The sequence below is a fragment of the Leptothoe spongobia TAU-MAC 1115 genome (assembly GCF_018739885.1).
In the GTDB taxonomy this organism is placed as follows: Bacteria; Cyanobacteriota; Cyanobacteriia; order Phormidesmidales; family Phormidesmidaceae; genus Leptothoe; species Leptothoe spongobia.
This window is the reverse complement of record NZ_JADOES010000025.1, coordinates 43,947-69,404: the sequence shown is the minus strand read 5'-3', so window position 1 is coordinate 69,404 and position 25,458 is coordinate 43,947. Positions and strand designations below refer to the sequence as shown.

Below are 25,458 nucleotides of genomic sequence, written 5' to 3'. Positions count from 1 at the left end.
GTTCAAGACCTACGGGATGAATGGGCGCAGCGGGGACTCTATCTGTTTGAGCTCCCCACCTACTCTCCCGAGTTAAACCTGATTGAAACCGCTTGGCGATTCATGAAATATCAGTGGCTCGACAGCTCTGCCTATGAAAGCTGGGAAAGTCTAGTTGCAGAGGTTGAAAAGATATTGGCAGGCTTTGGAGAAGAGTTTGTAATTAATTTTGCATAAGCACTTAATCAGGAGCTCAATCAGCAGAGGCCGAACATGGGTGGATAAATAATTGCCAACCTGCTCTCTCACATCTTTAAGTCGATGTGTAATCATCAGTCTTCCAGTCATGATTACAGTTCTCCCGGCGCAGATGGATCAGTCATAACACCCGGTGCCGCAGCCATTGTTTCATTGCGTTTCAAGTACGCTTGGATCACTCCATAGAGCAACAATGACAGCACAATAATGCCAGGAATCAGCAGAAACCAGTTACCTTGAATGACGGTAATAGCTTTCTGAAACGCACTCTCTTCTTGCACATCTCGCTGGGCTGAGCGTTGTAAAAACTCCAAGTTGTAGGCATTGTCATCATAGGGTGAGGGCGTCTCATCATTGGCACTGATTAGAGCCGTATCTCCCTGCAGCTGAAAGAATAGAGAATCCAACTCTATTAAATCCCGCAGTTGCTTTAATCCAGAATCATTTTGAGCCGTCATGGTGAGCAGCACTCGCGAATCATTCCAAGGAGACAGCTGCTGCTGTAGAACGCCCTCAGCATCGGGTAGCGTTTGCACCTGACTATCTCCCCACTGGCGAGATTCTTCCTTGAGATTAAACTCAGCGGTATCTAATGCGTCAACTAGGGGAAATTGAGATCTCAGTCCAATTGCCACCAAATGCTGCGATTCTTGTACTTCAGGTGGCAGCTTACTAATCGGATACACGGCAATCTGCACTGCCTCCGAACGACTCAAACGCCCCAGACGTTCGCTTAACTCCAACATAACTGACAACTCAGTCATGGATGGTTTGTTCGGCATCACAATGGCCGTACGGGATAAATCCTGAGGGGAGGCAAATGGATAGCCCGCCTTAAGCAAATTGAGATCCGGCAGCTTGGCCACCTGTTGCCGATTCAAATTAAAGGTGCTGTCGTTATGAATCGTTCCCCACAGTTGGTGATCAGTCACTCGACTACAAGAACGACGTTCCCGAGGGTCAAATCTCAGATACACCTTCAGCCGTGACTGAGGAGTAATATGCTGCTCCGGCAGCTCTACCTTTAAGGTGGCCCGCCGCTTACCATCAATCGAATCCAGACGACGACCGGCCACGGTAATACCATCCAGCTGTACTTCCACGAGGGATGTCAGCGGATTGACCTGGGGTCCATAGGTATAGCGAAGGCTCATCACATTTCCTGGCAAGAAACGATCGTCCGGTAGCGCTTTGAAATCAAATTCAAACGGGGGAGCATGGGCTCCTCGGATCACAACATCATCAATTGGCTCATTGTTAAAGCCATTTAGGTCACCGAGTTCAAAATTATCGGACAGAGGCAAATAACGGGGCCAATTACGAATATCTGGCGTAATGATCTCTTCTACATCATTGACCAAAACAACCTGACCAGCACCAATTTTACGATCCTGAGATTGAGTTAAAAACTGTACTGCTTTAGCCACCGCTGTCGGGCCATTTCCTGTGGCTATCAATACAGGAGACTGCTTGTCCTCAAGTACAGTCCACATCAAAATCCCTGTATCAGAAGAAATCAACGTTTGTTTGGGATCTAACCAGCGCTTATTTTTTAAGGTCAGAGGCAGCTCTAAGCCCTCCAACAGGGGCTGTTGAGATGGGGTACCGATCACAACCACCCGGTTGCCATCAGCCACATCATCCAACTTTTCAACTAGATCCGTTTCTAGGGGACGATAGTCAGCAATGCGCCCCAAAGACGTCTGTAGCTGCGAAATAGCCGTCAACCAAGCTTGGTCCTGATCGGCAGGCACAACATAGTCAATATGATTTGTTTCTAGACTGAGTACATCAATCAGTGGATAGGGATAACTGTTGAAGTCTAACTGGAAGGGTTCAGCATCATAATTAAAAACCAGTTTCGAATCCGGCAATATCTCTGTCCACAGTGACGGGTCAAAAGGATCCTGGGTACAGGTGGGCGAATTGTTCTGTAAACCAGCAATAATCAGTTCGTTATAGTCTTTGAGGATCCGAGTCGGAATCTCAAAAACAACAGTACCAATATCTCCCTGCTTTAGATTGAGCGGCACACTACCCACATTATTGTCATTTACAATGACATTAAGATTGGAGCGAGTCGCATAGAGAGCACCAGAGTGGCGATAGCGCAACAAAATTTTAACGGATTTAACCGACCAGTTGCGTGGCCGTGTAAACCTCAAGCGAGACTCATTATAAATACCTTCTAGACGTAGTCTTGTGCCCACCACCGGACTGCGATTGAACTCAAGGATATATTGACTACCATCCTCTTGTTCCAGCTCAGCTGCTTGAGCGTCTTGCACAAGATCTCGTCCCACTGTTGCACCGTCTTCATCACGATTACGACGGTCGGCTGCAGTTCCAGCTTCTGCTGCATCATCTGAAGCCCCTGGAGATGACGTCACCTGCGCCATGCTTGGGGCCAATATTGTCACAAATAGTAGAACAGATAAAAATATCGAGATAAATATACGTTTTCTAATTACCCTTAAAAACACTGCTGTAAGCACTCCCCCCAGATACATACCTAGGTCAAAATAATCAAATATTGGCTTTTTGCCGCTTCAAACTTATACAAACCCCGACGACCCCTAGGAGGGTGTTTAGTCAAGTGTTAACCAGCCGGGGAACACTTTGCAAGTATTCACTCCATAGCTTTTTGATTTACACATAGTTCAGTTTTCACCGCTGATTCATCTATAAAGGCTAGTGTTATTTTATTTAAGGAATAATGCATCCAAAGCTCTAAACAAGCTTCCAACTTCAAATATCAAGCCTAATTCGCACAATCCGGCAAAGTTAGGGCAAGTTACGATTTAAATATAGTTTTCTACGTAAATGATCTGGCATTCATATTTCTATTATAGGTAAACTATCGGATAACTATCCTGACTCATGCCATATGAATTCACCCATAAAGGAAGTATTAAAAACACTAGATTCTCTATGTTTTTTTAGTAAAAATCACGGAATCAAGCATCAACAGATTACTCTGTTGCCGAAACGATCTGTAGATTAGATAGTGATTAGCTAATCAGATTACGCTGCTTTTACTTCTAAATCTCTATCAATTCTGACTACAATCTTTCCTGTTAGAGTTGATAATCTTGCGTATCTGCTTTCTATAGCACTTATTTTAATTTCGGGTATCAACTTAATGCGAGACGTTTTCTGGAAGATATTAGTTGGTAGTTAGTCGTTAAACTCCAGTCAGGGACTAACTACCAACCACGAACCACTAACTTCCTTACCTGATCAGAATTTCCCGGCTTACGCGCATACCCTTTATTTCTTAAAATCTAAAGTAGGGAAATCCCTAAAACCACTGCAATCGTCATAGAACATTTGCAGCTGTATTGATAACACAGACTTTTTATTTTTACTGACTATGTCTGCAAGTCCAATGACCCAATCTCGCCTTCGCAGTATAAGACTCTGGCTTATTGGTGGCCTAGGTAGCCTATTGGGCAGCTGCGGTTTTGCCATTGAAACTCCTAATAATCCTGTTTTGATCAACCGCTTACCTGTGGCTGAAATGGACTTTGAGATAGAGCCTGGGAGAAATAGTCACACCTTTGAACTCTTAGGAACCGCCAATTTCCCAAACCAAACAGAACTAAATGTACTGGCAATGCGCCAGCTTGCTCCTACCGATGAGACGGCAGAACCTAAGCCCACCTACTCGGTTTTAGATTATCAGGTAGTCCAGGTACAGAATGGCCGCTGGCAGGGAGAACTTACCCTGAAACAGGTAGCTACAGATGGTACCAGAAAAGAGACGTGGCAACTTGATCAGTCGGATTTAGAGATGGCTGTAGAGCCGCTTGAGAGTGTTGTTATCATGGCTACTTACACTCCACTAGATCAATTAACAACTTTGGAGCGAATTCTTGCTCAACAAGGATTAAAAGTGTCCCCAGATCTACTACAAACAACGCTAGAGGGACGACGCTATCTAGAGATGAAAAAGGTCTTTGACATACCTGTGGACAATCAGATAAGTGAGAGGCCTAAACCCTACAACGGCGGTTGGGGAACACGTCATATCTTGATTGACGAACCCCCCATGCCTTATCAGGTTGATTTTCCTGACAAACGACAAACAGAAAACCGACCTGCTGACCCGAAAGAGTTTTTGTACTGAGCCTAACGGGTCAAATGCATATCGTTTTTGCATAGGCAACATTTTCTATATGAAAATTTTGCCTATGTTTTATGTTCTCATCTGAACTTGTGTATTTAGGACATCATGCTATAGATGCCCTAGGGATTGTTATTGCTAATTTCTTCGGAGACAATTGAAGAAATTGAGATTAGCGCACTATCGTCTGTATAGAATTCAAATCTTAGTGCTCCTAGAGAGCTGATTCAGCCTTAGGACAGCATTGCTGCTTCTAGATTAGCCGTATCAATTTCGGCTCCTGTGAGATCTGCATCAACAAGATTTGCCCCCCACAAATTGGCCTCAGACAGACAGGCATCTCGCAAATCGCAGCCCTGAAGATTAGCTCCCCATAAATCAGCGCCTGTAAAATTAACACCGACGAGATTGGCACCACTGAGGTCCACACCAATGAGCACCAGATTACTTAAATCAGCCGCCCACAAGGATTGATTGGGTCCCAAACAATAGACTCCAGCCCACTCCCAGTCAAAGTCTTCAGGCCATTGAGTAGCTGGATCACACACAGCTCCATAAAGACAACTTTCCTTAAGGTCTGTCTGACTCAAATCCACTCCAAATAAAGTTGCCTTTGTCAAATTGGCTCGGGTTAAGTTAGTACCTTTAAATTTAGCCCGTTGCAAACTGGCATTTGAGAGATTGCTTGAGTTTAAATTTGCATGACTGAGATCGGCTTCGGTTAACTGTGTACCGACTAGCCAAGCTCCTAACAAGTTGGTTTGAATCAGCTGGGCACCGGCTAAATCACTATGACTAAGGTCAATCCCTCCCAAATCACGCTGACTCAGGTTGCAGTCAATTAACGTGGATTTTGGTCCTAAATAGTGAACACCTGCCTGGATCGGCTCAAAATTTTCGGGAAATTCGGTTTGATGGTTTGCGATCGCATCCTGAAAATTTGCATCTTCCAACTGCGCCCCTTTTAGACAGGCTCCCCGTAAATCAGCTCCTTGCAAATTGGTGCGTCGTAGATTGGCCCGCTGCAAATCGGCTCCGCGCAGGTTACTCCCGCTAAAATCCACATCTGCTAAATGAGCATCAGTCAAATTACAGCCCCATAGATCAATCCCAGTCAATGCATACTGAGATACGCGAATAGCCTGCATTTGACAATAGCTAAAATCTCGTCGTCCCTTAGAATAGGCAGCAATCACCTGGGAGGATAAATCAGCCATACTTCAATAACTATAGGAAAACAAATATTAAAAATTACGGTGCCGCGTCTGCTAGATTAACTCACGGCCTATCTTAACTGCTTGGGGGGAACGTACCATAAAGAATAATTAGCCTGACTATCTTGAGTCACAATTACATCTCGATGTTGCCGAATTAGGCGACGAGCCCAGCCAATGACGCAATCCTTATCATCGGTACTACGCCACAAGCAATAATACTTATGTTGATAACGGACACCAAATACCATGGCATCCCCTGTATCTAAATGAGCCGGATCGACTTGATCTAAAAACGTAAGTATCGGGATATTCACTGGAGGGACATCCGCATCCAACTGGATAAGCTCATCTAAGGCAACAGGTTGCAACTCCAGACCATCAACATTGCCATTTTGGGTGTATCCCTTAAAATGAACAACCGTATGACCAGGGGCAAGCTTTGTGGCCAATAAGCTCTGTCCATTTAATGTCATCGAACTACCCACACCCATAGAGGGAGATGACACCTGCTCATCAAAACTTGCAGAGGACTCTTCCTGAATTTTTGGCTCACTGATTGGAGACTCAAAAGGCACAGGTGTGGCAGCAAGTGCTCGTTGCCTACGATAGATTCGTCGGAGGATATCCGCCGTAATCATACCTACCCCGACGCTACCAATAATGGCAATGCCAATGTAACGGATAATTGGCTTAGCCGAATTATCTAACGGACTGACCAAATCACCCCGAGACTGGCTAGGAGCCACCCACGTGGGCACTGAGTTTGCCATGGACAGTGGTAACGTGATCACGGCAAACGCTAATCCCGATGACACCAAAGATGGTAAGAAAATGCTACGAAAGGGAGATGAGCCCATGGAATTTAATCTGTAATCGGTGAATAATAACGTAAGGTTGAGTTACCGTCTGTATGGTCCCCCTTAAACAATCCATCCAAAACCGTCAACGTCAGGAGGCAGTTTAAGAAAGCCATATAAACCTTGTCCACGCCCAGAATTGGAGTTTTTCCGTAGAAGAAGCTACAGGCTTCAACTTGGACGTGGTTTAACAACTGCTTCTACTTCCAACATGCTAAACGGTTGATAAACTTAAACCGTATATAAACAAGTTTCAGGGTAGCAATCCGACATATCAGGGTTAAGCATAATTAAAATCAAACTCTATTGAATAATCAATAGGGAAAACCTATAACTATGGACTGATTGTTCTGGAATGCGTCCATTGGTGTAGGACAGTTATAAATGTTATAAGTTTTTATTCTTATTCTGGGTAAGTTAAACACTCTCAATTTTCATTTTTATAAGTATTTTTTCTTCATTATCGGCAGTGCATGGCCTATGAAACTGAATTTTCTGCTAACCCTGTTGATTGTATCTGCAGCCATGACCCCTCTACTCCTCCGTTTACCGCAGGTCAATAAAGCCTTATCCAAATCAAGCGATCCAGCTGCAGCTGTCATCCAGCGAGGCAACTCTTTGGATGCCATGACGGACCCACAACATCCAAACTACACCTGCGTTAGTTGCGATTTGCGGGGGAAGGATTTTAGCAATCAAGACCTGAGCCGGGCAAACTTCTTTGGGTCGGATCTACGAGGAGCTAACTTCAACAACAGTCTATTGATCAACACAGTATTTCGTGAAGCTAAATTGGATGAAGCTGATTTGAGCTACACCAATATGCGGGGGGCTGATTTAGAGGAAGCCAGTCTAGTCCGTGCCAACTTACGTAACGCAAAGATTCTTCAAGGCACCCTAGAATATAGCAATCTTGAGCGAGCTGACCTGACCAATGCCGAACTTCGGGATGCCAATCTCTGCTCGGCCCGACTAGTCAACAGTAATTTCCAAAGCGCCAGTCTCTACGGGACCATCCTACGGGCAGCAGACATGACCGGGGCAAATTTCACGCAAGCTTACATGCGCTATGCCGATATGTACAACGCTACTACTAGAAGCACTCGGTTTGACCAGGCTGATATGGCCTTTGTCACTTACCCAGATGGTTCGACAGCCCATGAAGGGTATATCAACTCCATCAACCAGGTCACTGACTGCAATATTGATGATGAATCTAGTAGTTCACAGTAGGAATCGCTCTATCGCAGTATCCTAAACTACGTCCACAGGAAAACCTCCCGATATTTCTGTGACAAAACGCCCGGTTTTGGACTTAGACAAGGCTTAAATGGACAAATCTTCTTGTTTTTCTAGAGAAGAACAATGATCTCGCCATAAAGGGCGAGGACATAAGATTAATCACCATCTCACGTCCTCGGGAATCAAATTTATTTTTTGAAAGACTAGCGATCAACCGAGCCCATAATCACATCAATGCTACCTAGGATAGCCATGATATCTGCTAGTTTTACTCCTTTCAATAGATTGGGCAAAATCTGCAGATTATTAAAATCAGGGGCACGTATTTTCCAACGCCAAGGATAAATGCTATTGTCACCCACAATAAATACCCCTAGTTCGCCCTTACCACTTTCTAAGCGGACATAGTGCTCTCCAGCAGGAATCTTAAATGTGGGGGCAATTTTCTTACCAATAAACTGATAATCGAAACCATTCCATTCAGATTTGGGACCTTCAGCCATGCGTTTGGCTTCTAGATTTTCAAAGGGTCCACCAGGCAACCCTTTGATAGCTTGACGAATAATTTTGACCGACTCGCGCATCTCACGAACGCGAATTACATAGCGAGCAAAGCAATCACCAGCGGTTTCCCATTGCACATCCCAGTCAAAATCGTCATAACACTCATAGTGATCGACTTTACGCAGATCCCATTTGACGCCAGAGCCTCTCAGCATAGGTCCCGATAAGCCCCAATTGATAGCATCTTCACGGGTGATCGTACCGATGCCTTCCACACGACGGCGGAAAATTGGATTGTTAGTGATCAGCTTTTCGTATTCATCAACCTTGGGCAAAAAGTAATCGCAGAAATCTTCGCACTTATCAACCCAACCGTAGGGAAGATCGGCGGCCACCCCTCCAATACGAAAATAATTATTGTTGATCAACCGGGCTCCCGTAGCGGCTTCCCAAAGGTCATAAATCATCTCCCGCTCACGGAAAATGTAGAAAAAGGGTGTCTGAGCACCGACATCTGCTAAAAAAGGACCTAACCACAGCAAATGATTAGCAATCCGATTTAGTTCGAGCATGATCACCCGAATGTAGCTAGCTCGTTTGGGTACTTCGATATTAGCTAGCTGTTCTGGGGCGTTAACGGTAATGGCCTCATTAAACATACCTGCCGCATAGTCCCAACGACTAACGTAGGGTACAAACATGACATTTGTACGGCTCTCGGCAATTTTTTCCATACCGCGATGCAAATAGCCAATCACGGGCTCACAGTCAATCACGTCCTCACCGTCAAGGGTGACAATGAGTCGCAAAACCCCGTGCATCGAAGGGTGATGAGGTCCCAGGTTGATTACCATGGGCTCCGTTCTGGTTTCGAGCCGTGTCATAGAAACTATGCCGTATTATTCTCTGACTTACTGTAGCAAGATTCTTCGTTGAAAGCGTGAAGAAAAGAGCGATCGCACAGGGAAGTGGGCTTAATTTTTTTTGAGCTTAATGTTCCTAATCAGCTAAACGTTTTCCATAGCTCTTGACTCGCTGGGTTATGATGCGACAGCCATGACTATCTAAGCTTAATGAGGTTATCTCTGTGACCCATGAATCTGAGGCTCAGGACACATCGGCCTCCGTACATTCAGACTTTGTACATCAATCAGTATTGGCCACAGAAGTCCTGGCTGGATTGGCTCCCAAGCCCCATGGCTACTATCTTGATGCCACCGTAGGCGGGGGTGGCCATAGCCGCTTAATTTTAGAGACCGATCCAACCATTCGCCTGATGGCAGTAGATCAGGACCCCAATGCCCTGAATGCGGCCCGACAGAATCTAGAGGAGTTTGAGGAGCGAGTAACGTTTTGGCATGGTAATTTTTCAGAGTTTTCTTCATCTGAACTAGTTTTTGACGGGATATTAGCGGACTTGGGGGTAAGTTCCCCCCAGCTGGATCGGCCTGAGCGGGGATTCAGTTTTCGCCTTCAAGGGGCTTTGGACATGCGTATGAACCCTACCCAAGAGCTAACTGCAGCGGACTTAGTCAACCATGGTTCGGAAAGGGAACTAGCGGATATTTTTTACCATTATGGTGAAGAGCGACTCTCCCGAAGGATTGCCCGGCGCATCGTTGAGCGTCGACCGTTTCAGACAACTACGGCTCTGGCAGATGTGATCGCAGCCAGTGTGCCAGGCAAATATCGCCATGGTCGGATCCATCCAGCCACCCGCGTCTTTCAAGCATTACGCATTGCCGTCAACCGAGAATTAGATGTCCTAGAGCGGCTGATCGAGGTCGCCCCTAACTGGCTAGTTTCTGGGGGAAAGCTGGCCATTATTAGTTTCCACAGCCTTGAAGACCGACGAGTAAAACACGGTATGCGTGGCCATGAACACTTAAAAGTCCTTACCAAAAAGCCAATTATCGCTAGCGACGAAGAGCTACGTCGCAATCCCAGAGCACGTTCGGCCAAACTACGTCTAGCAGAGCGGAGCTAGACAATCAGGGCAAAAGCACGTTGTAAGGCGTCACACCTGTCAGAGTCAGCGTATAGTCAAAACTAGAATTATCAGTAGTTTGCCAGTCAACTAACTGCCCGCGCTCATCCAAAACGGGTAGGGTCCCCTGGGAACTCACCACTGCAAAATACACATCGGTTTTAGGCGAGACAAAGTCTTGAATCGCCCCCCCCTGAAAAGTAGGGCTATCACTTTTAGTAATCAGACGTCCAGTCTGGTCAAACACATACAGTTGCGCATCTCCCTGACTGTAAGCTCGGGTAATGTCTACCTCCAGGGAAACTCGATCGCCTAGTCGGGCCAAAAAGCTATAGACTTGCTGCTGACTATTAATGCTATCCCCTAAAACATTAAAGCCATCTGTCGTATCAATGGGGGTGGCCCGGTTAGTCAGTAGCTCTGGGCTACTGGCAGTGAGCTCCGTAGGAATGAGTTCAGGCGTTGACTCAACGCCATCATTTAGTTGAATAATGGGACGAGAGTTCCTCAATGAGGCTAGGGCTCGATTCCAATCCAAGGGCTGAGGCTCAGGGGGTTCAGGTTCATCCAATGCCAGGAATAGGGGAAGGGTGCGATCGCAACTAGCCTGAGCATCGGGGAATACTGGGCCAACTTGCCAAGACTGAAGCTGTCGTCTGAAGCTCAGTAACTCCTGACGGTAAGCGGATGACACATCCGGTGATGCAATCAGCCCACTGGTAATGTCAATCGCCTCTCCCCATTGCTGTAAACAAATGGCTAGATCTAACTGAGATAAACTTGCAGCCACATCAGGAGCGAAAGCTTGGGCCCGTACCTCACTAAACAAGGAAAATATAACAGCAAACCCAAGCGGTAAACTCAGACAAGTCGATCGAAACATACCCATAGTCTTCAACCAGCATCTCCACACCAGCATCTCTGCCTAGACCATAGTGCAAGTCTACCCAGACGTCCATGATTCAACTGCCAGAAATATATCAAATCTGAGTGAACTGACTACAGTTCCTCAAGGATCTCCCTGGGCACACTAAGATTGATGGGTAAATATGGGTGAATTTGGTGAGTATCTTTCCAAGGTTGGACCAATATGTCCCAAGAATCAGATATCCCTCAAAATGATATGAGTTCTGCCACTCATGACCAACTCAAGCTTTTAGTCGTCGATGATGAACTCGATAACCTGGAATTGCTACACCGTACATTTAGGCGTAGCTACCGCGTGTATCGAGCCAGCAGTGGACAGGAAGCATTGGAGTGCTTAAAACAGCATGGTGAAATGGCCATCATCATTTCGGACCAGCGTATGCCCAAAATGAACGGCACGGAATTTTTGAGCCTCACCACTGATGAATATCCGGACACCATCCGTATCGTTCTTACGGGTTACACCGATGTGGAAGACTTAGTTGACGCCATCAACTCGGGTCAGGTGTTCAAGTACATTACAAAACCTTGGAAACCTAACGAGCTACGACAGGTCATTGACCAAGCGGCTAACACGTATCGCATCGTCAAGCAACGCACCCATGCTCTATCCCAATCCCTTAAAAAGGAAGAGCTATACAACTCAATCACCACAACGATTCGCAGCTCACTGGATTATGCAAACACGCTGCAAACGGTGGTAAAAGCTCTGGGCCAGGCATTCGACGCTGATTACGCTGTTTTATATCCAGTTGATGCTATTCAACCAGGACACCCCCCCCAACCTGTCACCTATGCGAAGACAGATGACTCCATAATTGATGCATTGGCTCAGAGCGGAGCACCTTGCCAAGAGCTGGTTTTAGATAAATTTCCCCATGACAATATTGCTCTCACTCGCCTAGCTGCAAAGTTTACTTATCGAGACACCCCCTTAGCATCTATTGCTCTCTATCAAATTGCTGGCACTTGGGACAGCAACACGATCAATCTGTTTAATAGCATCGCTGAACAAGTCGTCATGGCCATTTCCCAGGCCAAGCTGTACAACCATGTCCAGCGCCAAACTGAACAGATGCAGACAGAATTAAATGTGGCGAGGCAAATCCAGAATAAGTTACTTCATCAGGTTTGGCCTGACATCCCTGGCATCAAGATTCAGGCAAAATGTCAGGCAGCCCGAGCTGTGGGAGGTGATTTCTATGAAGTCTTTATTCATCCCCAGGGCGATATCTGGCTAGCCGTAGGAGATGTTTCTGGAAAAGGCGTCCCGGCAGCTCTGTTTATGGCCAGTGCCATATCGCTCCTACGAAGAGAATTATCTATCAGTCAACCACCCGGCCCTGAAAAGGTAATGGCCAATCTCAATCAGGCACTTAATGCTGATTTAGTAAACAACGAACACATGATTACCATGGTGCTCGTACAATACAACCCAACCAGCAAAGAGCTCGTGTATGCCAATGCAGGCCATATTTATCCCTTAGTCTGGTCACAAAAAAACGTTGTTCAGGGAGCTGCCATACCACCTCAGCCTACGTACCTAAGAGAAGGCAACAGCGTTCCTTTGGGAATTTTGCCAAGATGGCGAACAGAAGCAGGTCGACTCAGCCTAAACGAAGGGGATGCCCTACTACTGGCCAGTGATGGAATTACCGAAGCATTAGTAACCATCGATGGACAGCAAAAGATGCTTAATCAAGCAGGTTTATGGCAACTACTTTTGGAGCAAACAACTGGATTAGACCTTAAGCATCTATTGGTTCAACTGAATACGACAGACAGTGAACAGCATGACGATCAAACTATCTTGTCTTTGGAGGTGGCGTTTTAACTAATGAAGACCGAACTCGCTATCCCCAGTGATTTAAAGTTTTTAGCTGTTGTAGAAGATTGGCTACTCAGTTCTCTCAAGGCTGAACTAGGCAATACTGCCGACCTAGATTGGAATAAAGTCGAAAGTAGATTACGACTCGTAATCGTCGAGGTTTATTCCAATATTGTTCGCCATGCCCATCAAGATCGTCCCGATCTCCCAGTCGTTTTACATTTGGGAATCGAAGGCAGCTTCTTATCTCTAAAAGTCTGGGATGAAGGGCATGGCTTTGACATTCGGGACTATCAAGCTCCCACCCCTAGCGACCATCAGGAGGGGGGATATGGCTGGCTGATTTTGCACCAGCTAATGGATCGCGTCGATTATCAACTTCGAGTTGGCGATGGTCGCAACTGTTTAACGTTAGAAAAAGATTTGGGGGTAACTATAGATTATTCAAAATAGTGATGCGACAAGTGAATGATTTCAGATATGACAATGAGCGGCTTTACAACACAACAATTCACTTTTTACAAAACCATAAAAAATATTGCTCAGATGACCGTTGCGTATCAGGCAAACTCCCCTGCACGTTACTACTGATGGCTTGGTTTTCCAATAGACTCCGAAGCGCCACACCTCGGGGGCTATCTTTAATATCATTGGAGATAATTAACCCACAGACACCTTGAGGAGCCAACAGGTTAAAACACCGTTCAATAAATAGCCAGTGTCGACGCAACTGAGTCCGCTGACGCTGACCCTTGAGTAGAGGGCTTTGGTGATCGTACTGAGGGGAACGATAAAAGTAATCTGTCATCAAGGAATATTGACTCTGAAAAGAAAGCCAAGTATTTGCGACTTCGGAATCTGCATTGAGTAACGACCGCTTAGCCGTTTTAAATGTACGAGCATCAAGATTTTTGCTAGCCGTCAAGTCACAAAATTTTTGAAAGAACTCTTGGACAGTTGGACGAAATACCCCCTGGGGCGGACTGGATAGAATCACATTAAACCCATTGGCTTGCTCTAAAACATGACTAAAGTGATACCCCCAGTGAAAAGGCCGCAACACGGCTAAGTCCTCAATCTGTAGCAACCGTTGCTGGGGCGACTCAATCAGCTGGGCCACTTTAAACCGAATTCCCAAAATCTGACTAAATTCAGCCAGCAACAGTTCATCCAGCTTGGCCTGGGCCTGAGCATCAAGATTGTTTATTTGTTCTCGAAAAAATTCTAGCTGAGCATAGTGGGGAATATCGTGTTGCAACTCCTCCAGGAGATATGCACGGGAGCGATAGTGTTCAAGGGCAATATTTTTTTCCAAGAGAATGGTACGATAGCTTTCCGCTGCCAAGGGTTGCAGCAAATTCCCCTGTAACAAAGTTTCTGCAGCCCGTAGCCGATCAAAACCAGCCTCATCTACCCGAATAAACCCAATTAGGCTATTGCCAACAACAATATTAAAATCAAGATTGGGCAAGGGTTCAACATCTTCGGGGTGTTGTGCAATAACCACCAACCCCAGCAGCAGCTGGAGGCGAGCACTATCAACCATGGCCGGATCGATATCTACACCATAAAGACCGTATTTAAAGATGCGAAGGTAGATTGTTTGTAATAGTGAAGGATGTTCAGCTTGTAACCCTTTCAACCAAATATCAAGCTGACTATCTAGAGAGCGCTGTAACTGACCAATCAATACACTATAAATGTCAACTAACCGGTGTTGTAATTCAATTAGCAGCGTACCCACTCCACAAGCTGGATCCAGAACTGAAAACTGGGGCAAAATTTTCTGTACTAACTGACGTAAATGTCCGACATTCCCCAAAAAGAGAAGATCCCAGAAATCAGGGGCAGCATCGTCTGGGGGAATCCCCAGATGCCGAAGCATAAACTGATTGAGCACCAGATCACAGCAGCGTCCCTGTGCTTGAGAGCTTTTCGCCCAATTTTTAGGTTCTTCATGGGTCAGCACTTGCTCAAACGCCAACCCCAGAGAACTTGTCTGCCAACAGTTACTAACCTGTTGCCACAGGGGGGCTTCAAACCAGACTAAAAGTGATTCAAATGGCGCGTCAACGATGTTGATATCGGTATATTGGTGCTCCAAGGGATGAGTGTAAAACACATCTCCTAAATAAGGGATTTGACCACTCCAGCTCATACTCCGAGGCCGCTCTACAGTAGGTAATGAAAAACCTTGGGTAAACAGAGGCTGAAGCACCTGACGAAAAAAGATATCCGGCTGTCGCTGTTGGCTACGTCCTAGATGATTATGTAGATACCAAATATCGTTATCGAGCAATCCTCGCAGCTGCAGGCCATGGATAATAATTAAACGCTGTAATAGCAAAGCGGCATACCAACGTCGATCTCTGCTATCACTGATACCCGTAATGCTTTCACTTAGCTGTCTAAGCTGCTGGGCAAGCTCCTGGGTAAGTTCTTCACAATGGAGCGCTTTTGGCTGTAGATCAAGAGCACCTGAGACAGGGGTATAAGTCGCTAAATAACTTAGTCGAGGACACCAGCCCATCAATGGCTGCTGGGTAATAAACACTAGTGACTGAGACCGATGGGGGCTACTTTGCCAGTACCAAAGGCTACGGCCCCATCGGCGATCGATAAAGATTAGCAGTGGCTGTGGGTATTTCTTATGGATTGACTGATAAAGTCTGGCCTTGAGCTTAGCATTCAGGTCAGTGGGCGTATTTAGCTTAATTTCCCAAATCCTGACGTCGTCTCGTTGAGCAATGCAATGGGCTCGATAAGGCTGATTAAACGCTCTTGTTGAGATCGCGCGCCCCTCTGACGGAGCAGTCCAGCCCAACACATCTTGAAATAATGTAACTAGATCGAGAGACTGTAAACATGTCTCCGCTCGCTGCATGTCAAAACTCATGACTGCTAATTAAAAACCTGCGTTGCTGATGCCCAGGAGGGTTTCATCTGAAAAACCTTGATTAATGGCATCATTAATCGAGCGATTCATCCTTATAAACCAGCAACGACAAAAATCTCAACCAGCTGTTCAGCCAGCCTTGGTAACCTGTTCAGCTTTTTGTCGAAACCGCTCTAAATCCGCCTGCAATGTAGAATCAACAATCCGTCTTAGCCAGCCATTCTCCATAAACCGAGCTAGCACCAGAGGCACCGAATAGGACAACGTCATTTTAACGGTGCTATTTCCCCCATGATGACCATAAAAACGAATAGCACCACGGTTAGGTAAACCATCCACCGATTCCCATTGCAAAATTTGGTGAGGGACCACTTTGACCGTGCGCGATAACCAAGTAAACTCCCAGACACCAGATGCCAGCTTCCATCGAGACAGTTCTGGCTGATCAGATAGCAACTCTACCGAATCAATCCACTTCATCCACTGGGGCATCTGCTCTAAGTCTGACCATAGGGCCCAGACCAAATCGATGGGGGCCTCCACATCGACATATACGCTATGCTCAAGCCAATTTGCCATGGGGATATAGGCTAGTTTAAAAAACCTTCGAAGCCAATTACATTCCCATGATTTCATAACCAGAGTCAACGTACAGGATTTGACCTGTCACACCCGAGGCTAGATCGCTACATAGAAATGTGGCCGCATTACCCACTTCCGCTTGGGTGACTGTACGACGGAGGGGAGCAACTTCTTCTACATGGTGAATCATATCTAAAATTCCGCCCACTGCTGATGATGCCAAAGTACGAATGGGCCCGGCAGAAATTCCATTTACCCGAATATTACCTGGACCTAATTCAGCCGCAAGATAACGAACATTCATCTCAAGGGCCGCCTTAGCAATCCCCATCACGTTGTAGTTAGGCACTACCCGTACACCACCCAAGTAAGTCAGTGTAACAATGCTGCCTCCTTCAGTCATTAATGCCTTGGCCTGCTGAGCTAGTTTCACTAGGGAGTAGGCGCTGATCTCAAGAGCGGTTTGAAATCCTTGACGAGAGGTGTCGCTAAAATCACCAGTCAGATCATCCCGATTAGCAAATGCCAAACAATGAATCAGGATATCTAAACGTCCCCAACTTTCTTTAACTGCATCAAAGGTAGCCGTAACCTGATCATCATTTTGAACATTACAGGGCAGAAACAGACTGGGATTCAAAGGCTCCGTCAAGTCCCGCACCTTTTTCTCCATCCGTCCTTTCTCGTCAGGTAGATAGGTTACACCGATATTAGCGCCAGCCTTGCTCAACTGCTGGGAAATTCCCCAGGCAATAGAACGATTATTAGCAATACCGGTCACCAGGGCATTCTTTCCAGTCAGGTCTAACATGATAGTTGGGTGGAGCTGTATCGAAAAATTAATGACGGCCAAGCTCATGGCATGACCCATAGGAGCATACTGAAAAATGGGGCCCCATGGATAGCTTTACCATCGACTCCGGTAGTTCGCCATCAATAGATAGACCTACGATGGGGCCACTGAAAAAGCAGTTTTTTTGTGTAACCTTATACAAAACTCCCGACGAACTTAGGTTTTATTGGTCTAAAGTCAGAAAATCTTACCAATTGGCTCTATATAAATGGATTTCATTGAGATGCTCATTTATTTAAGACTAATTGGTCTTAAATAGAATTTTTCTCTTTTGCAGTCATCGCTGCTAATCGATTTAAATTCTGAAATCTTAGCTAATTCCCTACGATTTTCAGCTAACGTTAACCTCTCCCTGCTATAGCTTTGCGATCTCATTCACCAACCACCGTGACTCCAGAGAAACCTCTTGCCAATCTACTACGGCAGCTATCCACAGGCTCTTTCCCTCCTGTAGCCGAAACCTACGAACGTGGCAAGACGATTTTCTTTCCAGGCGATCCAGCCGAGCGAGTATATTTTTTGCTCAAGGGTGCCGTCAAACTTTCTAGAGTATATGAAGCTGGTGAAGAAATTACAGTGGCCCTGCTTCGCGAAAATAGTGTTTTTGGGGTCCTTTCTCTATTAACAGGCAATCGCTCCGATCGCTTCTACCATGCTGTTGCCTTTACACCGGTTGAGATCATGTCTATGCCCATTGAGCAGGTAAAGCAGGCTCTAGAAGAACATCCAGAACTTTCTATCATGTTGCTACAGGGGTTATCATCTCGCATCTTACAGACCGAGATGATGATTGAAACCCTGGCTCACCGCGACATGGGATCTCGACTCGTTAGCTTTCTACTAATTCTCTGTCGTGATTTTGGAGTACCCAGCACCAGCGGCATTACCATCGACCTTAAGCTTTCTCACCAGGCCATTGCTGAGGCCATTGGCTCCACTCGCGTAACTGTCACTCGCCTCTTGGGCGATCTGCGCCAGGATACGATGATCTCCATTCATAAAAAGAAAATCACTGTTCACGACCCTGTCGCTCTCAGTCAGCAGTTTACTTAGGTCATCAACATTACCCCTGTGGCCATCTTGATGGATTCGTCACCACAGTGACAAACAATCGAGTAACCTATACGAGAGCCTGCTCAGGTGCCTTAATCCATTGGATGGACGTTAGATGGACGTTGGTCTAATACTAATTACGACCTTGCTCGTCCTTGGTGGCCTTATTGCTACTCTGGGCGATCGTATTGGCATGCGTGTGGGCAAAGCCCGCCTTTCTCTATTCAATCTGCGCCCTCGTCAAACAGCTACCGTAGTCAGCATTTTGACCGGCAGTGTAATTTCCGCATCAACCCTAGGACTGCTACTGGTGACTAGCGAACAATTGCGCAAAGGGCTCTTTGAATTTGAAGAAACCCAAGTCAATTTATCAGAAGCCCGCACTGCCCTAGAAAATGCACGAAAAGCCAAAACCGAAGTAGAAAAGGCCCTCAATACTGTCACCCGCCAAAAGATTGATGCCGAAGGTGAACTAACCGAAGTCATTACCTTCTTAGACGAGGCCACCCAGCGTGAAACCGTCATTCGAGAAAGTCTAGGCCAAACCCAAGAACAGCTAAGTATCGTCTCCCAACAAGCTGACCAGTTGCAAGGAGAAATCAGTCGACTACAAGCTGACCGACAAGTATTACAACGTCAACAAGCTGAAGTAAAACAACAAATCGCCCAACGAGATCGGGCACTGGCCGATCGCAACCAAGAATTACAACGGCGGGATCAGTCAATTGCCCAACGGGAAATTGCACTGGAACGACTTAAAACCGAACAAGCCTTTCTAGAGGACGAAATCCAACGTCTAGAATCTGAATTTCTGAAATTACGAGCAGGCAATGTAGCTATCAGTCGCAATCAAACCCTGGCCCTACTGATCACTAGCCCCCAATCCCTGACAGCTGCTACCGCCGAAATCGAACAATTACTAGCCGAAGCCAATCGTCTGGCATTAAATGAAATCTGGCCCGACGCACCTAACAAAGCAGTCCGAATTTTACGAGTTAACCCTCAAGTTGTTAGAGAAACAGCCAGAAGTATCACGGGCGGTCAACAGTATGTGATACGTGTCGGTGTTTCAGGCAACTATGTCGTCGGAGAACCCTGTGTTGTTCAACAGGAAAATCCCCCCTGTGTAGAAGTTTCGCTTGTAGCCAAACTAAATCGCATTGTTTTCGACCAGGGAGAAACCCTGGCCCGTGTCCCCATTGAAGTCGCCTATCCCAGCACTTCTTCACTGGTGGAAGCCTTACGAACATTGGTTACTAGTGCTCAAATCAGAGCCAGCTTAGAAGGTATCATCATCGTCGATAATCCTCGAGTTGCTGGTGGGTTAAGTGGACCTGTGATTGACTTCCTTAACCAAGTGCAAAACTACGGTGCCCCTTTAGAAATTGAAGCTATTGCCGGTAAGCAAATCTTCACCACTGGCCCTTTAGCTCTGGAACTAGTCGCCAGTCGTAATGGCCAACGTCTATTTCAAACCCAGCTCTCTGAGCCAATTCCATTAGATAATGAGCCGTGATTTGCCCAATTTTCTTGAAACTCTAACAGGAGATTATTATCGAAATCTCAAGCAAGTTTATATTTTGTTTGCGGATAGTAACTATATAAGGAGCTAATCCCACTAAGTATTTTTTAGCGTCTAAAATAAAGCTTAGATTTTAATAATTTTTTTTCACGAAATAGCCTTTTAGGGGCCTTAGGATATTGCCCTTAAATACATTAAGGGTGTGCATTATCCATCGAGACTATCCATCTAGAATGAACAGTTAGGTACGGTCTTTATGAAGACCACCTTATGACGTAACTAGCGGTAGCTATATGCAATTACCCTGGTTAAGGTCTTGACAAATCCAATTTATACCTCCACTAGGTGGGACTCAATATAATTAATGCTCCATCCATAAATCATCGGTAATTAAGCTGTTTTAACCCCATCCCTATTGCAGCCGGAGCAATACGTCATGAAATTCGAGGACATTTATCAATTCTTTGAAGATCCCCCGCCTTTGTATCTCAACAAAGAATTAGCTGTTTGTTATGTACTCTCAGTACTCATACGCCGCGATTCTTACGGGACGGAACTAATCCATGCTATAGAAAATGAGTATCCTGACTATCGATTGTCAGATACTGTGCTCTATAGCGCCCTCAAGTTCCTAGAAAATCAGGGTGCCATTATGGGCTATTGGAAAAAAGTAGAAGGTCGTGGCCGCCCTCGTCGGATGTATCGTTTACGTCCTGATTGGCAAACCAAGGCACGGGAGCTAGCTGAGCTTTGGCAGCGCTATATCCTTGGCCAGCGCAATACTACGCCCAGACGTCGAGCGATGAGTTCATAAATCGGTGGGCAAGTCATTAACCGATGGAATAGCTCTAGCCAGTTAACTACAAGCAAATACTATTGAGCAACTACTGGGGTATAGTCAATGTGACTTCAGTAGTTGTTGTTTTAATTAGCTAAGGATAGCTTTTGTGGAAAGTGCAGTCAGTCAGTCAACCTTTTTTCTAACGATGTTGTTAGGAGTTGGGTTGTTCTTTTTTATTAAGGCATCTACCAAAGATCGTACCGAAATTGCTGAATTTTCGAGCGATCAATCCCCAGAGGTATTACACCAACGGTTAATTGACTACTTTGAAAATCGTGCATATCGTCTGTTAGAAAATGATGCAGACTCAGAAGGTGATTCCTCAGTCAAGCTGGTTGGCTTAGTCAGACCCAGTGTTTTTCTAGCTATTTTTCTCACTTTTCTAGCAGCTGTGGCACTTTTATGCTTTGCCTTGGTATTAGCTACCCTGTTCAAAAGCTATGGTGTGATTTTCTTTGCCTTAGTTTTACTATCTCCGACAGTTGCCATCCTCTATTGGAAACGGGCTAAGCGCGAAGAAGAAATTTCATTTCGCATTCATGAAATCAACGGTAGCTGTAAGTTAACCATACGCGGGCATCGGGATGAAATTATTCAGTTTAGGACTCAGAAACCTTTTAGCTAGAACCGGACGAAGACTGCAGCAAATTTAGCAAGGCAGTATACAAGCACTGGTGTGAGTTTTCGAACCACTGATATAGCCATATATTTTTTAGTGAGCGCAAAGTAATCAAGAAATACCGACTAAAAAGGGAGGCACAAATGTCACGCCTCCCTGGTAATCTTTTATAGGTTTTGTTTGAACAGGTTAAGTGCTGTAAATGCACTTAACCTGTCTTTTTAGCCTAGAACCGCTTCTTCTTCTTCACCAATCAATGCACGAAGGCTAGGGAATAAGAAATGATTCTCCTCAACATACTGGGCACCGAACAACCCCTTTTCTGCCCAAAAGTACCGGTCGGTGGTATGCTCGTTACGTTTAACTAGCAAGACAGCAGGTGGTTGAATCCCTTCAGAGTGGATAAAATTCCGAGCAGCAGTTACAGGCTTTGCCTCGCCGCTCTCAATGCTGTATTGAGGAACTGATTCTAAAATACGACGCCCTTCAAGGCGACGACGACTTTTACGCTTGCGTCTTCGTGCCAAGTTGCTTGACCTCCCATGCATAATTTGAATAGCGGATTCGTGTATTGATAGTTACAAAAACACTTAACCCAGCAAAGTATATCGGTTGTGCCTTAGATTTTCAACTTCTCTTAAAATTGTGGGGTATCCATTGAAAGTGTGCTTGAAGCATCCATCTTAAAAATTGGAAGCTATACAAGGACTTACAAGTTTTTTGATTATCTTGATAAAAGTTAAAGTTTAGAAAATTTTATCCGGATTAGGGAAATACTCAAATCATTGCTCCATTGACCGATTCAAGGCAAGACCATGCCAGCCAGCGCCGAATTAGTAGATCTATGTCAGGCTCACCTGGAACTTTTACATCGCACATTCGGTGATATATCGTCTGTTATTTATCTAACCCTAGGTGTCGATGCCGAATCTGAGCCCATTTTGGTCCCCATCGCTCAAGTTCCAGAATTTGCCGATCTCAACGAGCTATTGAATCCGATGATCCAGCGGGGGGCGTTGCCTGCATCGGGCATGACCATAGATACCTTATCGGCTGGAAAGCTAACTGATACAACACGTTCCAATCCAGACATTAATTCAGCAGTAGAGCGGTTGGTATTGCCATTAATCCACCAGGAAATTGTTCTGGGTGTTCTGGTCATCTTGCGTTCAGATCGACCTTGGCAAGCAAGCGAGCGGCAATACTTGCAAACGATGTCGGTCAGCCTAGCTGTTGGCTGTTTCTTAGACCAGCAAAATCAATGGCTACACCAGCGACTAAAAAGCAAACAGACCTTACAAGGGGAACAATCGGAGGTTTTTCATAACTTATTACATCAGTTTCGCAATCCTCTAACCGCCATCGGCACCTTCGGCAAATTGATGCTTCGTCGCCTTTCCCAGGAAGACCCTAACTATAGACTTGCTGATGGCATTGTACGTGAAAGCCAGCGGTTAAAAGAATTGGTGACTGATTTTGATGCAGCTGTTGATATCGGTGATGCTGATATCGGTAAGGCCATCAATCCGCCATTACTCCCGGAAAGCAATAGTACAACTGAGCACAAGCCACTGCTACCAGCATTAGGTCGCTCATTGGAACTTACCCCTCAGTTTTTGGGAAATGTGCTGGAACCCTTAATTACAGTCACAGTAGCCGCAGCCAGCGAACGTCACCGAAAATTTTGGCATTCTCCCCTCAATAGTTTTTCCCAGGCGTTAGTAACAATTGATGCCCAGGCATTACAAGAAGTTGTTGCTAACTTGCTGGACAATGCATTTAAGTATGCTCCCTCCCACTCATGGGTTTGGCTTTTAGGGGAATTAACTCGGGAAAATTATAGTGGCATAGTTGTTGGTGATAGTGGTCCTGGTATTCCCACAGCAGACCAGGCGCGTTTATTTGAACGCAACTATCGAGGTGTCCAGGCTCAGGGAAACATTGCAGGGACAGGTTTAGGGCTAGCAATTGCCAAAGACCTAATTACCCAAATGGGAGGAAAAATAGAGCTGATTAGTCCTCTTATGGTTGGTGCAAGTCAACCACCCTGGTTGCCTGTCCCCTTGCATCAGTATCTGGAGCCTATGGACAGCATTGGTACGGTCTTTATTATCTGGTTACCGACGACTCATCATTAGCTGTGGCTGATGTACGAGTAGGCTTAGAACCTGACGTACGTACTGACATGACACGACGTAAGGCATCAAACCAAAAACTTGACCCCATAGAAACGGCAATACCCGTTAAGCCCCATCCAAACCAGCGTCGGGGTATGGGTAAAGCCCAATCTGCTTCTAGGACAGCTTGGGTAGCTAGCAATTTAGGGGAACGTCCTATGGGTAGCGAGTAGTCTGACAGTGTGGTTTGTACCGCATTACCCAGGTCTTGCAGATCATCACTCAGGGCACTTAAACCAGTGTTATTAGAATTAGCGTCATCACTTTGAGACAGCATTGTCTCTAGCGGGACTTGATCAATGGTTTGGATAACACTAGTACGTACAGCTTGATTCACAGTTAAGCGATTGGCCATGTAAAACGTATCAGCATTGACAATCGCTGCAATGGCAATACCGATCAAAATACCGACGATTTTGGAATTTCGACGATACACCCCACCGGCACGATCCATTCCCCGGTCATACCATTGTTCCAATTCTTGCTGGAACACCTTGAGTTGATCGTCTGCTCTGCCGGTTCTACGGGTAACGCGCTCAGCTATTAGGCTAAGACTTTCCTTCAATCGCAACGGTAATTTACCTTCAAGGCTTTGGCGTACAGAAGCAAGTTCACCAGAACGTTCATTGCGATCGCTGGAATTTATCAATGCTAACAATTCTTTAAGAGTAGGCTGCAGCTGCCGCACTAGCCCTTCGGACATATCCATGCCGCCTGCTAGCTGCGATCGCAAATACCCCAACCGTCTGATAAATGCCTGGGTAGCCCCATAGCTCTCAGGCAAAATCTGCGCCCCTTGATCAGCAAAATGATCAAGCTCCGCTAATACTCGATCGGCAATTTGAGCCAAGCCAGTCCGACCGGTCCGATAGTCTAAAAATATTTTTTCTAGGGAAGCCTCCAGATTGCGCAGCTCCACATCCAGCAGAGCACCATCACCAATGGCCGCCCGTAACGTATGGAGAGTATCCCCTAAAGGCAGCATAATACGTTCCTGCAGCAACCGTTTGAGGCGCACTTCTACCACCGACTTTTGCAACCCTTCCAACTGTAAGGATTCCAGCAATGTGGTAGCAAATGCTTCTGACGGTATGTAAGAAGGACCAGAGGTTTGATCACCAAACACATTGCGAGTGCGGCTTAGCAACCGATAAATACGACCAACAACATGAATGATTTGTCGAGCTGAACGGGCAATCACCCCCTGAGCCTCGTAATTTAAATCACGCACCATCGGACTGTTGTAGATCTGATCAGCCAACCTGCGTGCCGCTCGTCGATCAGCAGACTGACCACCTGCTAGCAACTGCTCAATCGAATACTTGAGATGTTCAGCCCGCCACTGCAGCATGGTGCTAACAATTTCCTGAGCCTCGCTAGCAATCAAACCCAGGGCCATGTAAACAAACATCAGCCCTAAGGCAATATCTAAAACTACTGGCAACCCCATAATTTTTCTGAATTAAAGCTAAAAATTCAGTCAACCAACGATGACATGATACCTATTGCTTACTCATCGGCATCATCAGTATCGTCATCACCATCAACATTTAGCTGCTTCAGGCGAATGTGCTTACGCCCCAAAGATATTTCAAACTCATCGCCAGGCTTTAAACCCATCTGCTTTGTATAAGCGGCACCAATCAATAAATTACCGTTCGATTGCACAGTAATTCGATAGCTAGCACTACGCCCACCGCGACCATTACCCGTTTGAATACTATCTAATTGAATGCCTTCAGCATCAATCAGCGCATTCATAAATTTCATCATGTTCACACGGACAACATCATTCTTTGTCACCGTGTAATAGCCACAGGCTTTAGCTTTTTCCTCTCTAGAGAGATGCTCTAAGTCTTTAACTTTCTTAAGTAGTGTCTTACCAGTTAATGGATTTGAATTTGACAGTTTAGCCATTCACCCACATCTCTAACATGAACACATTTGAAAAATTGTCATCACTGATTTAAGAAATGCCTCTGGCTGTTGT

22 protein-coding genes are annotated in these 25,458 nt (G+C 45.7%); 11 read left to right on the top strand and 11 right to left on the bottom strand.

The window, feature by feature from the left end; translation table 11 throughout:
• The coding region (locus IXB50_RS13475; protein ID WP_215609497.1) for a transposase at positions 1-216 on the top strand (216 nt) is incomplete at its 5' end.
• A gap of 113 nt (positions 217-329) precedes the next feature.
• Here IXB50_RS13475 and IXB50_RS13470 read toward each other — a convergent pair.
• Complete coding sequence (locus IXB50_RS13470) at positions 330-2,657, bottom strand: cellulose biosynthesis cyclic di-GMP-binding regulatory protein BcsB (protein WP_407658806.1); 2,328 nt, start codon at positions 2,655-2,657, stop codon at positions 330-332.
• Positions 2,658-3,610: 953 nt separating this feature from the next.
• Between IXB50_RS13470 and IXB50_RS13465 the strand changes: the two genes are divergently transcribed.
• Positions 3,611-4,366: a hypothetical protein gene (locus IXB50_RS13465; protein ID WP_215609495.1), complete on the top strand. Its 756-nt coding sequence runs from the start codon at positions 3,611-3,613 to the stop codon at positions 4,364-4,366.
• A 230-nt stretch (positions 4,367-4,596) separates the two neighbouring features.
• Here the strand turns inward: IXB50_RS13465 and IXB50_RS13460 are convergent, their stop codons facing one another.
• Together IXB50_RS13460 and IXB50_RS13455 are read right to left on the bottom strand one after the other, a co-directional pair.
• Positions 4,597-5,580, bottom strand: a complete 984-nt coding sequence (locus IXB50_RS13460) for a pentapeptide repeat-containing protein (RefSeq protein ID WP_215609494.1) — start codon at positions 5,578-5,580, stop codon at positions 4,597-4,599.
• A gap of 68 nt (positions 5,581-5,648) precedes the next feature.
• Positions 5,649-6,437 (bottom strand): hypothetical protein, encoded by a 789-nt coding sequence (locus IXB50_RS13455; protein WP_215609493.1) that lies wholly within the window; start codon positions 6,435-6,437, stop codon positions 5,649-5,651.
• A gap of 525 nt (positions 6,438-6,962) precedes the next feature.
• Between IXB50_RS13455 and IXB50_RS13450 the strand changes: the two genes are divergently transcribed.
• A complete protein-coding gene (locus IXB50_RS13450; RefSeq protein WP_215609492.1) occupies positions 6,963-7,670 on the top strand; it encodes a pentapeptide repeat-containing protein in 708 nt (235 codons plus the stop codon).
• Between the two features lie 212 nt (positions 7,671-7,882).
• Here the strand turns inward: IXB50_RS13450 and IXB50_RS13445 are convergent, their stop codons facing one another.
• Positions 7,883-9,067 carry an NAD(P)H-quinone oxidoreductase subunit H gene (locus IXB50_RS13445; protein WP_215609491.1) on the bottom strand — a complete coding sequence of 395 codons (1,185 nt, stop codon included), beginning with the start codon at positions 9,065-9,067 and terminating at the stop codon, positions 7,883-7,885.
• A 203-nt stretch (positions 9,068-9,270) separates the two neighbouring features.
• Between IXB50_RS13445 and rsmH the strand changes: the two genes are divergently transcribed.
• Positions 9,271-10,170 (top strand): 16S rRNA (cytosine(1402)-N(4))-methyltransferase RsmH, encoded by a 900-nt coding sequence (rsmH, locus tag IXB50_RS13440; protein ID WP_215609490.1) that lies wholly within the window; start codon positions 9,271-9,273, stop codon positions 10,168-10,170.
• A gap of 4 nt (positions 10,171-10,174) precedes the next feature.
• Here the strand turns inward: rsmH and IXB50_RS13435 are convergent, their stop codons facing one another.
• Positions 10,175-11,059, bottom strand: coding sequence for a hypothetical protein (locus IXB50_RS13435; protein ID WP_215609489.1), 885 nt, complete (start codon positions 11,057-11,059; stop codon positions 10,175-10,177).
• 201 nt (positions 11,060-11,260) lie between these two features.
• On the opposite strand from IXB50_RS13435, the gene IXB50_RS13430 reads away from it, so the two are divergent.
• Both IXB50_RS13430 and IXB50_RS13425 read left to right on the top strand, forming a co-directional pair.
• A complete protein-coding gene (locus tag IXB50_RS13430; protein ID WP_215609488.1) occupies positions 11,261-12,931 on the top strand; it encodes a SpoIIE family protein phosphatase in 1,671 nt (556 codons plus the stop codon).
• A gap of 3 nt (positions 12,932-12,934) precedes the next feature.
• On the top strand, positions 12,935-13,378 hold the full coding sequence (locus IXB50_RS13425) for an ATP-binding protein (RefSeq protein ID WP_215609487.1): 444 nt from the start codon (positions 12,935-12,937) through the stop codon (positions 13,376-13,378).
• Positions 13,379-13,436: 58 nt separating this feature from the next.
• Here IXB50_RS13425 and IXB50_RS13420 read toward each other — a convergent pair whose 3' ends face one another.
• From IXB50_RS13420 to fabI, 3 genes are all read right to left on the bottom strand, one after another.
• Entirely contained in the window at positions 13,437-15,821 is a 2,385-nt protein-coding gene (locus IXB50_RS13420) for a hypothetical protein (RefSeq protein WP_215609486.1), read from the bottom strand.
• Between the two features lie 129 nt (positions 15,822-15,950).
• Complete coding sequence (locus tag IXB50_RS13415) at positions 15,951-16,400, bottom strand: SRPBCC family protein (RefSeq protein ID WP_215609485.1); 450 nt, start codon at positions 16,398-16,400, stop codon at positions 15,951-15,953.
• A 37-nt stretch (positions 16,401-16,437) separates the two neighbouring features.
• Positions 16,438-17,214, bottom strand: coding sequence for an enoyl-ACP reductase FabI (gene fabI / locus IXB50_RS13410; RefSeq protein ID WP_215609500.1), 777 nt, complete (start codon positions 17,212-17,214; stop codon positions 16,438-16,440).
• A gap of 429 nt (positions 17,215-17,643) precedes the next feature.
• Here fabI and ntcA point away from each other — a divergent pair, with 429 nt between their 5' ends.
• From ntcA to IXB50_RS13390, 4 genes are all read left to right on the top strand, one after another.
• Positions 17,644-18,309: a global nitrogen regulator NtcA gene (gene ntcA / locus IXB50_RS13405; protein WP_326520794.1), complete on the top strand. Its 666-nt coding sequence runs from the start codon at positions 17,644-17,646 to the stop codon at positions 18,307-18,309.
• Between the two features lie 115 nt (positions 18,310-18,424).
• On the top strand, positions 18,425-19,825 hold the full coding sequence (locus tag IXB50_RS13400) for a DUF3084 domain-containing protein (RefSeq protein ID WP_215609483.1): 1,401 nt from the start codon (positions 18,425-18,427) through the stop codon (positions 19,823-19,825).
• A 442-nt stretch (positions 19,826-20,267) separates the two neighbouring features.
• A complete protein-coding gene (locus IXB50_RS13395; protein ID WP_006515159.1) occupies positions 20,268-20,645 on the top strand; it encodes a PadR family transcriptional regulator in 378 nt (125 codons plus the stop codon).
• A gap of 133 nt (positions 20,646-20,778) precedes the next feature.
• A complete protein-coding gene (locus tag IXB50_RS13390; protein WP_215609482.1) occupies positions 20,779-21,297 on the top strand; it encodes a cofactor assembly of complex C subunit B in 519 nt (172 codons plus the stop codon).
• 215 nt (positions 21,298-21,512) lie between these two features.
• Here IXB50_RS13390 and IXB50_RS13385 read toward each other — a convergent pair whose 3' ends face one another.
• The gene (locus IXB50_RS13385) at positions 21,513-21,818 is read right to left on the bottom strand and encodes a DUF3155 domain-containing protein (protein ID WP_036018428.1); all 306 of its coding nucleotides are present in this window, start codon (positions 21,816-21,818) and stop codon (positions 21,513-21,515) included.
• Positions 21,819-22,106: 288 nt separating this feature from the next.
• Here IXB50_RS13385 and IXB50_RS13380 point away from each other — a divergent pair, with 288 nt between their 5' ends.
• Positions 22,107-23,429, top strand: a complete 1,323-nt coding sequence (locus IXB50_RS13380; RefSeq protein WP_215609481.1) for a GAF domain-containing sensor histidine kinase — start codon at positions 22,107-22,109, stop codon at positions 23,427-23,429.
• Here IXB50_RS13380 and IXB50_RS13375 read toward each other — a convergent pair.
• Positions 23,401-24,918 carry a hypothetical protein gene (locus IXB50_RS13375; RefSeq protein ID WP_215609480.1) on the bottom strand — a complete coding sequence of 506 codons (1,518 nt, stop codon included), beginning with the start codon at positions 24,916-24,918 and terminating at the stop codon, positions 23,401-23,403. The two genes, IXB50_RS13380 and IXB50_RS13375, sit on opposite strands and share 29 nt — an antisense overlap.
• Before the next feature lie 59 nt (positions 24,919-24,977).
• Positions 24,978-25,385: an AbrB family transcriptional regulator gene (locus tag IXB50_RS13370; protein WP_215609479.1), complete on the bottom strand. Its 408-nt coding sequence runs from the start codon at positions 25,383-25,385 to the stop codon at positions 24,978-24,980.
• Positions 25,386-25,458 lie beyond the last annotated feature (73 nt).

Coding starts and splice junctions, on each gene's coding strand:
- IXB50_RS13430 (WP_215609488.1), top strand. CDS start 11,261: ATGTCCCAAGAATCAGATATCCCTCAAAATGATATGAGTTCTGCCACT.
- IXB50_RS13395 (WP_006515159.1), top strand. CDS start 20,268: ATGAAATTCGAGGACATTTATCAATTCTTTGAAGATCCCCCGCCTTTG.
- IXB50_RS13380 (WP_215609481.1), top strand. CDS start 22,107: ATGCCAGCCAGCGCCGAATTAGTAGATCTATGTCAGGCTCACCTGGAA.
- IXB50_RS13460 (WP_215609494.1), bottom strand. CDS start 5,580: ATGGCTGATTTATCCTCCCAGGTGATTGCTGCCTATTCTAAGGGACGA.
- IXB50_RS13400 (WP_215609483.1), top strand. CDS start 18,425: ATGGACGTTGGTCTAATACTAATTACGACCTTGCTCGTCCTTGGTGGC.
- IXB50_RS13420 (WP_215609486.1), bottom strand. CDS start 15,821: ATGAGTTTTGACATGCAGCGAGCGGAGACATGTTTACAGTCTCTCGAT.
- IXB50_RS13375 (WP_215609480.1), bottom strand. CDS start 24,918: ATGGGGTTGCCAGTAGTTTTAGATATTGCCTTAGGGCTGATGTTTGTT.
- IXB50_RS13465 (WP_215609495.1), top strand. CDS start 3,611: ATGTCTGCAAGTCCAATGACCCAATCTCGCCTTCGCAGTATAAGACTC.
- IXB50_RS13455 (WP_215609493.1), bottom strand. CDS start 6,437: ATGGGCTCATCTCCCTTTCGTAGCATTTTCTTACCATCTTTGGTGTCA.
- IXB50_RS13435 (WP_215609489.1), bottom strand. CDS start 11,059: ATGGGTATGTTTCGATCGACTTGTCTGAGTTTACCGCTTGGGTTTGCT.
- IXB50_RS13450 (WP_215609492.1), top strand. CDS start 6,963: ATGACCCCTCTACTCCTCCGTTTACCGCAGGTCAATAAAGCCTTATCC.
- IXB50_RS13415 (WP_215609485.1), bottom strand. CDS start 16,400: ATGGCAAATTGGCTTGAGCATAGCGTATATGTCGATGTGGAGGCCCCC.
- IXB50_RS13370 (WP_215609479.1), bottom strand. CDS start 25,385: ATGGCTAAACTGTCAAATTCAAATCCATTAACTGGTAAGACACTACTT.
- IXB50_RS13425 (WP_215609487.1), top strand. CDS start 12,935: ATGAAGACCGAACTCGCTATCCCCAGTGATTTAAAGTTTTTAGCTGTT.
- IXB50_RS13445 (WP_215609491.1), bottom strand. CDS start 9,067: ATGACACGGCTCGAAACCAGAACGGAGCCCATGGTAATCAACCTGGGA.
- fabI (WP_215609500.1), bottom strand. CDS start 17,214: ATGTTAGACCTGACTGGAAAGAATGCCCTGGTGACCGGTATTGCTAAT.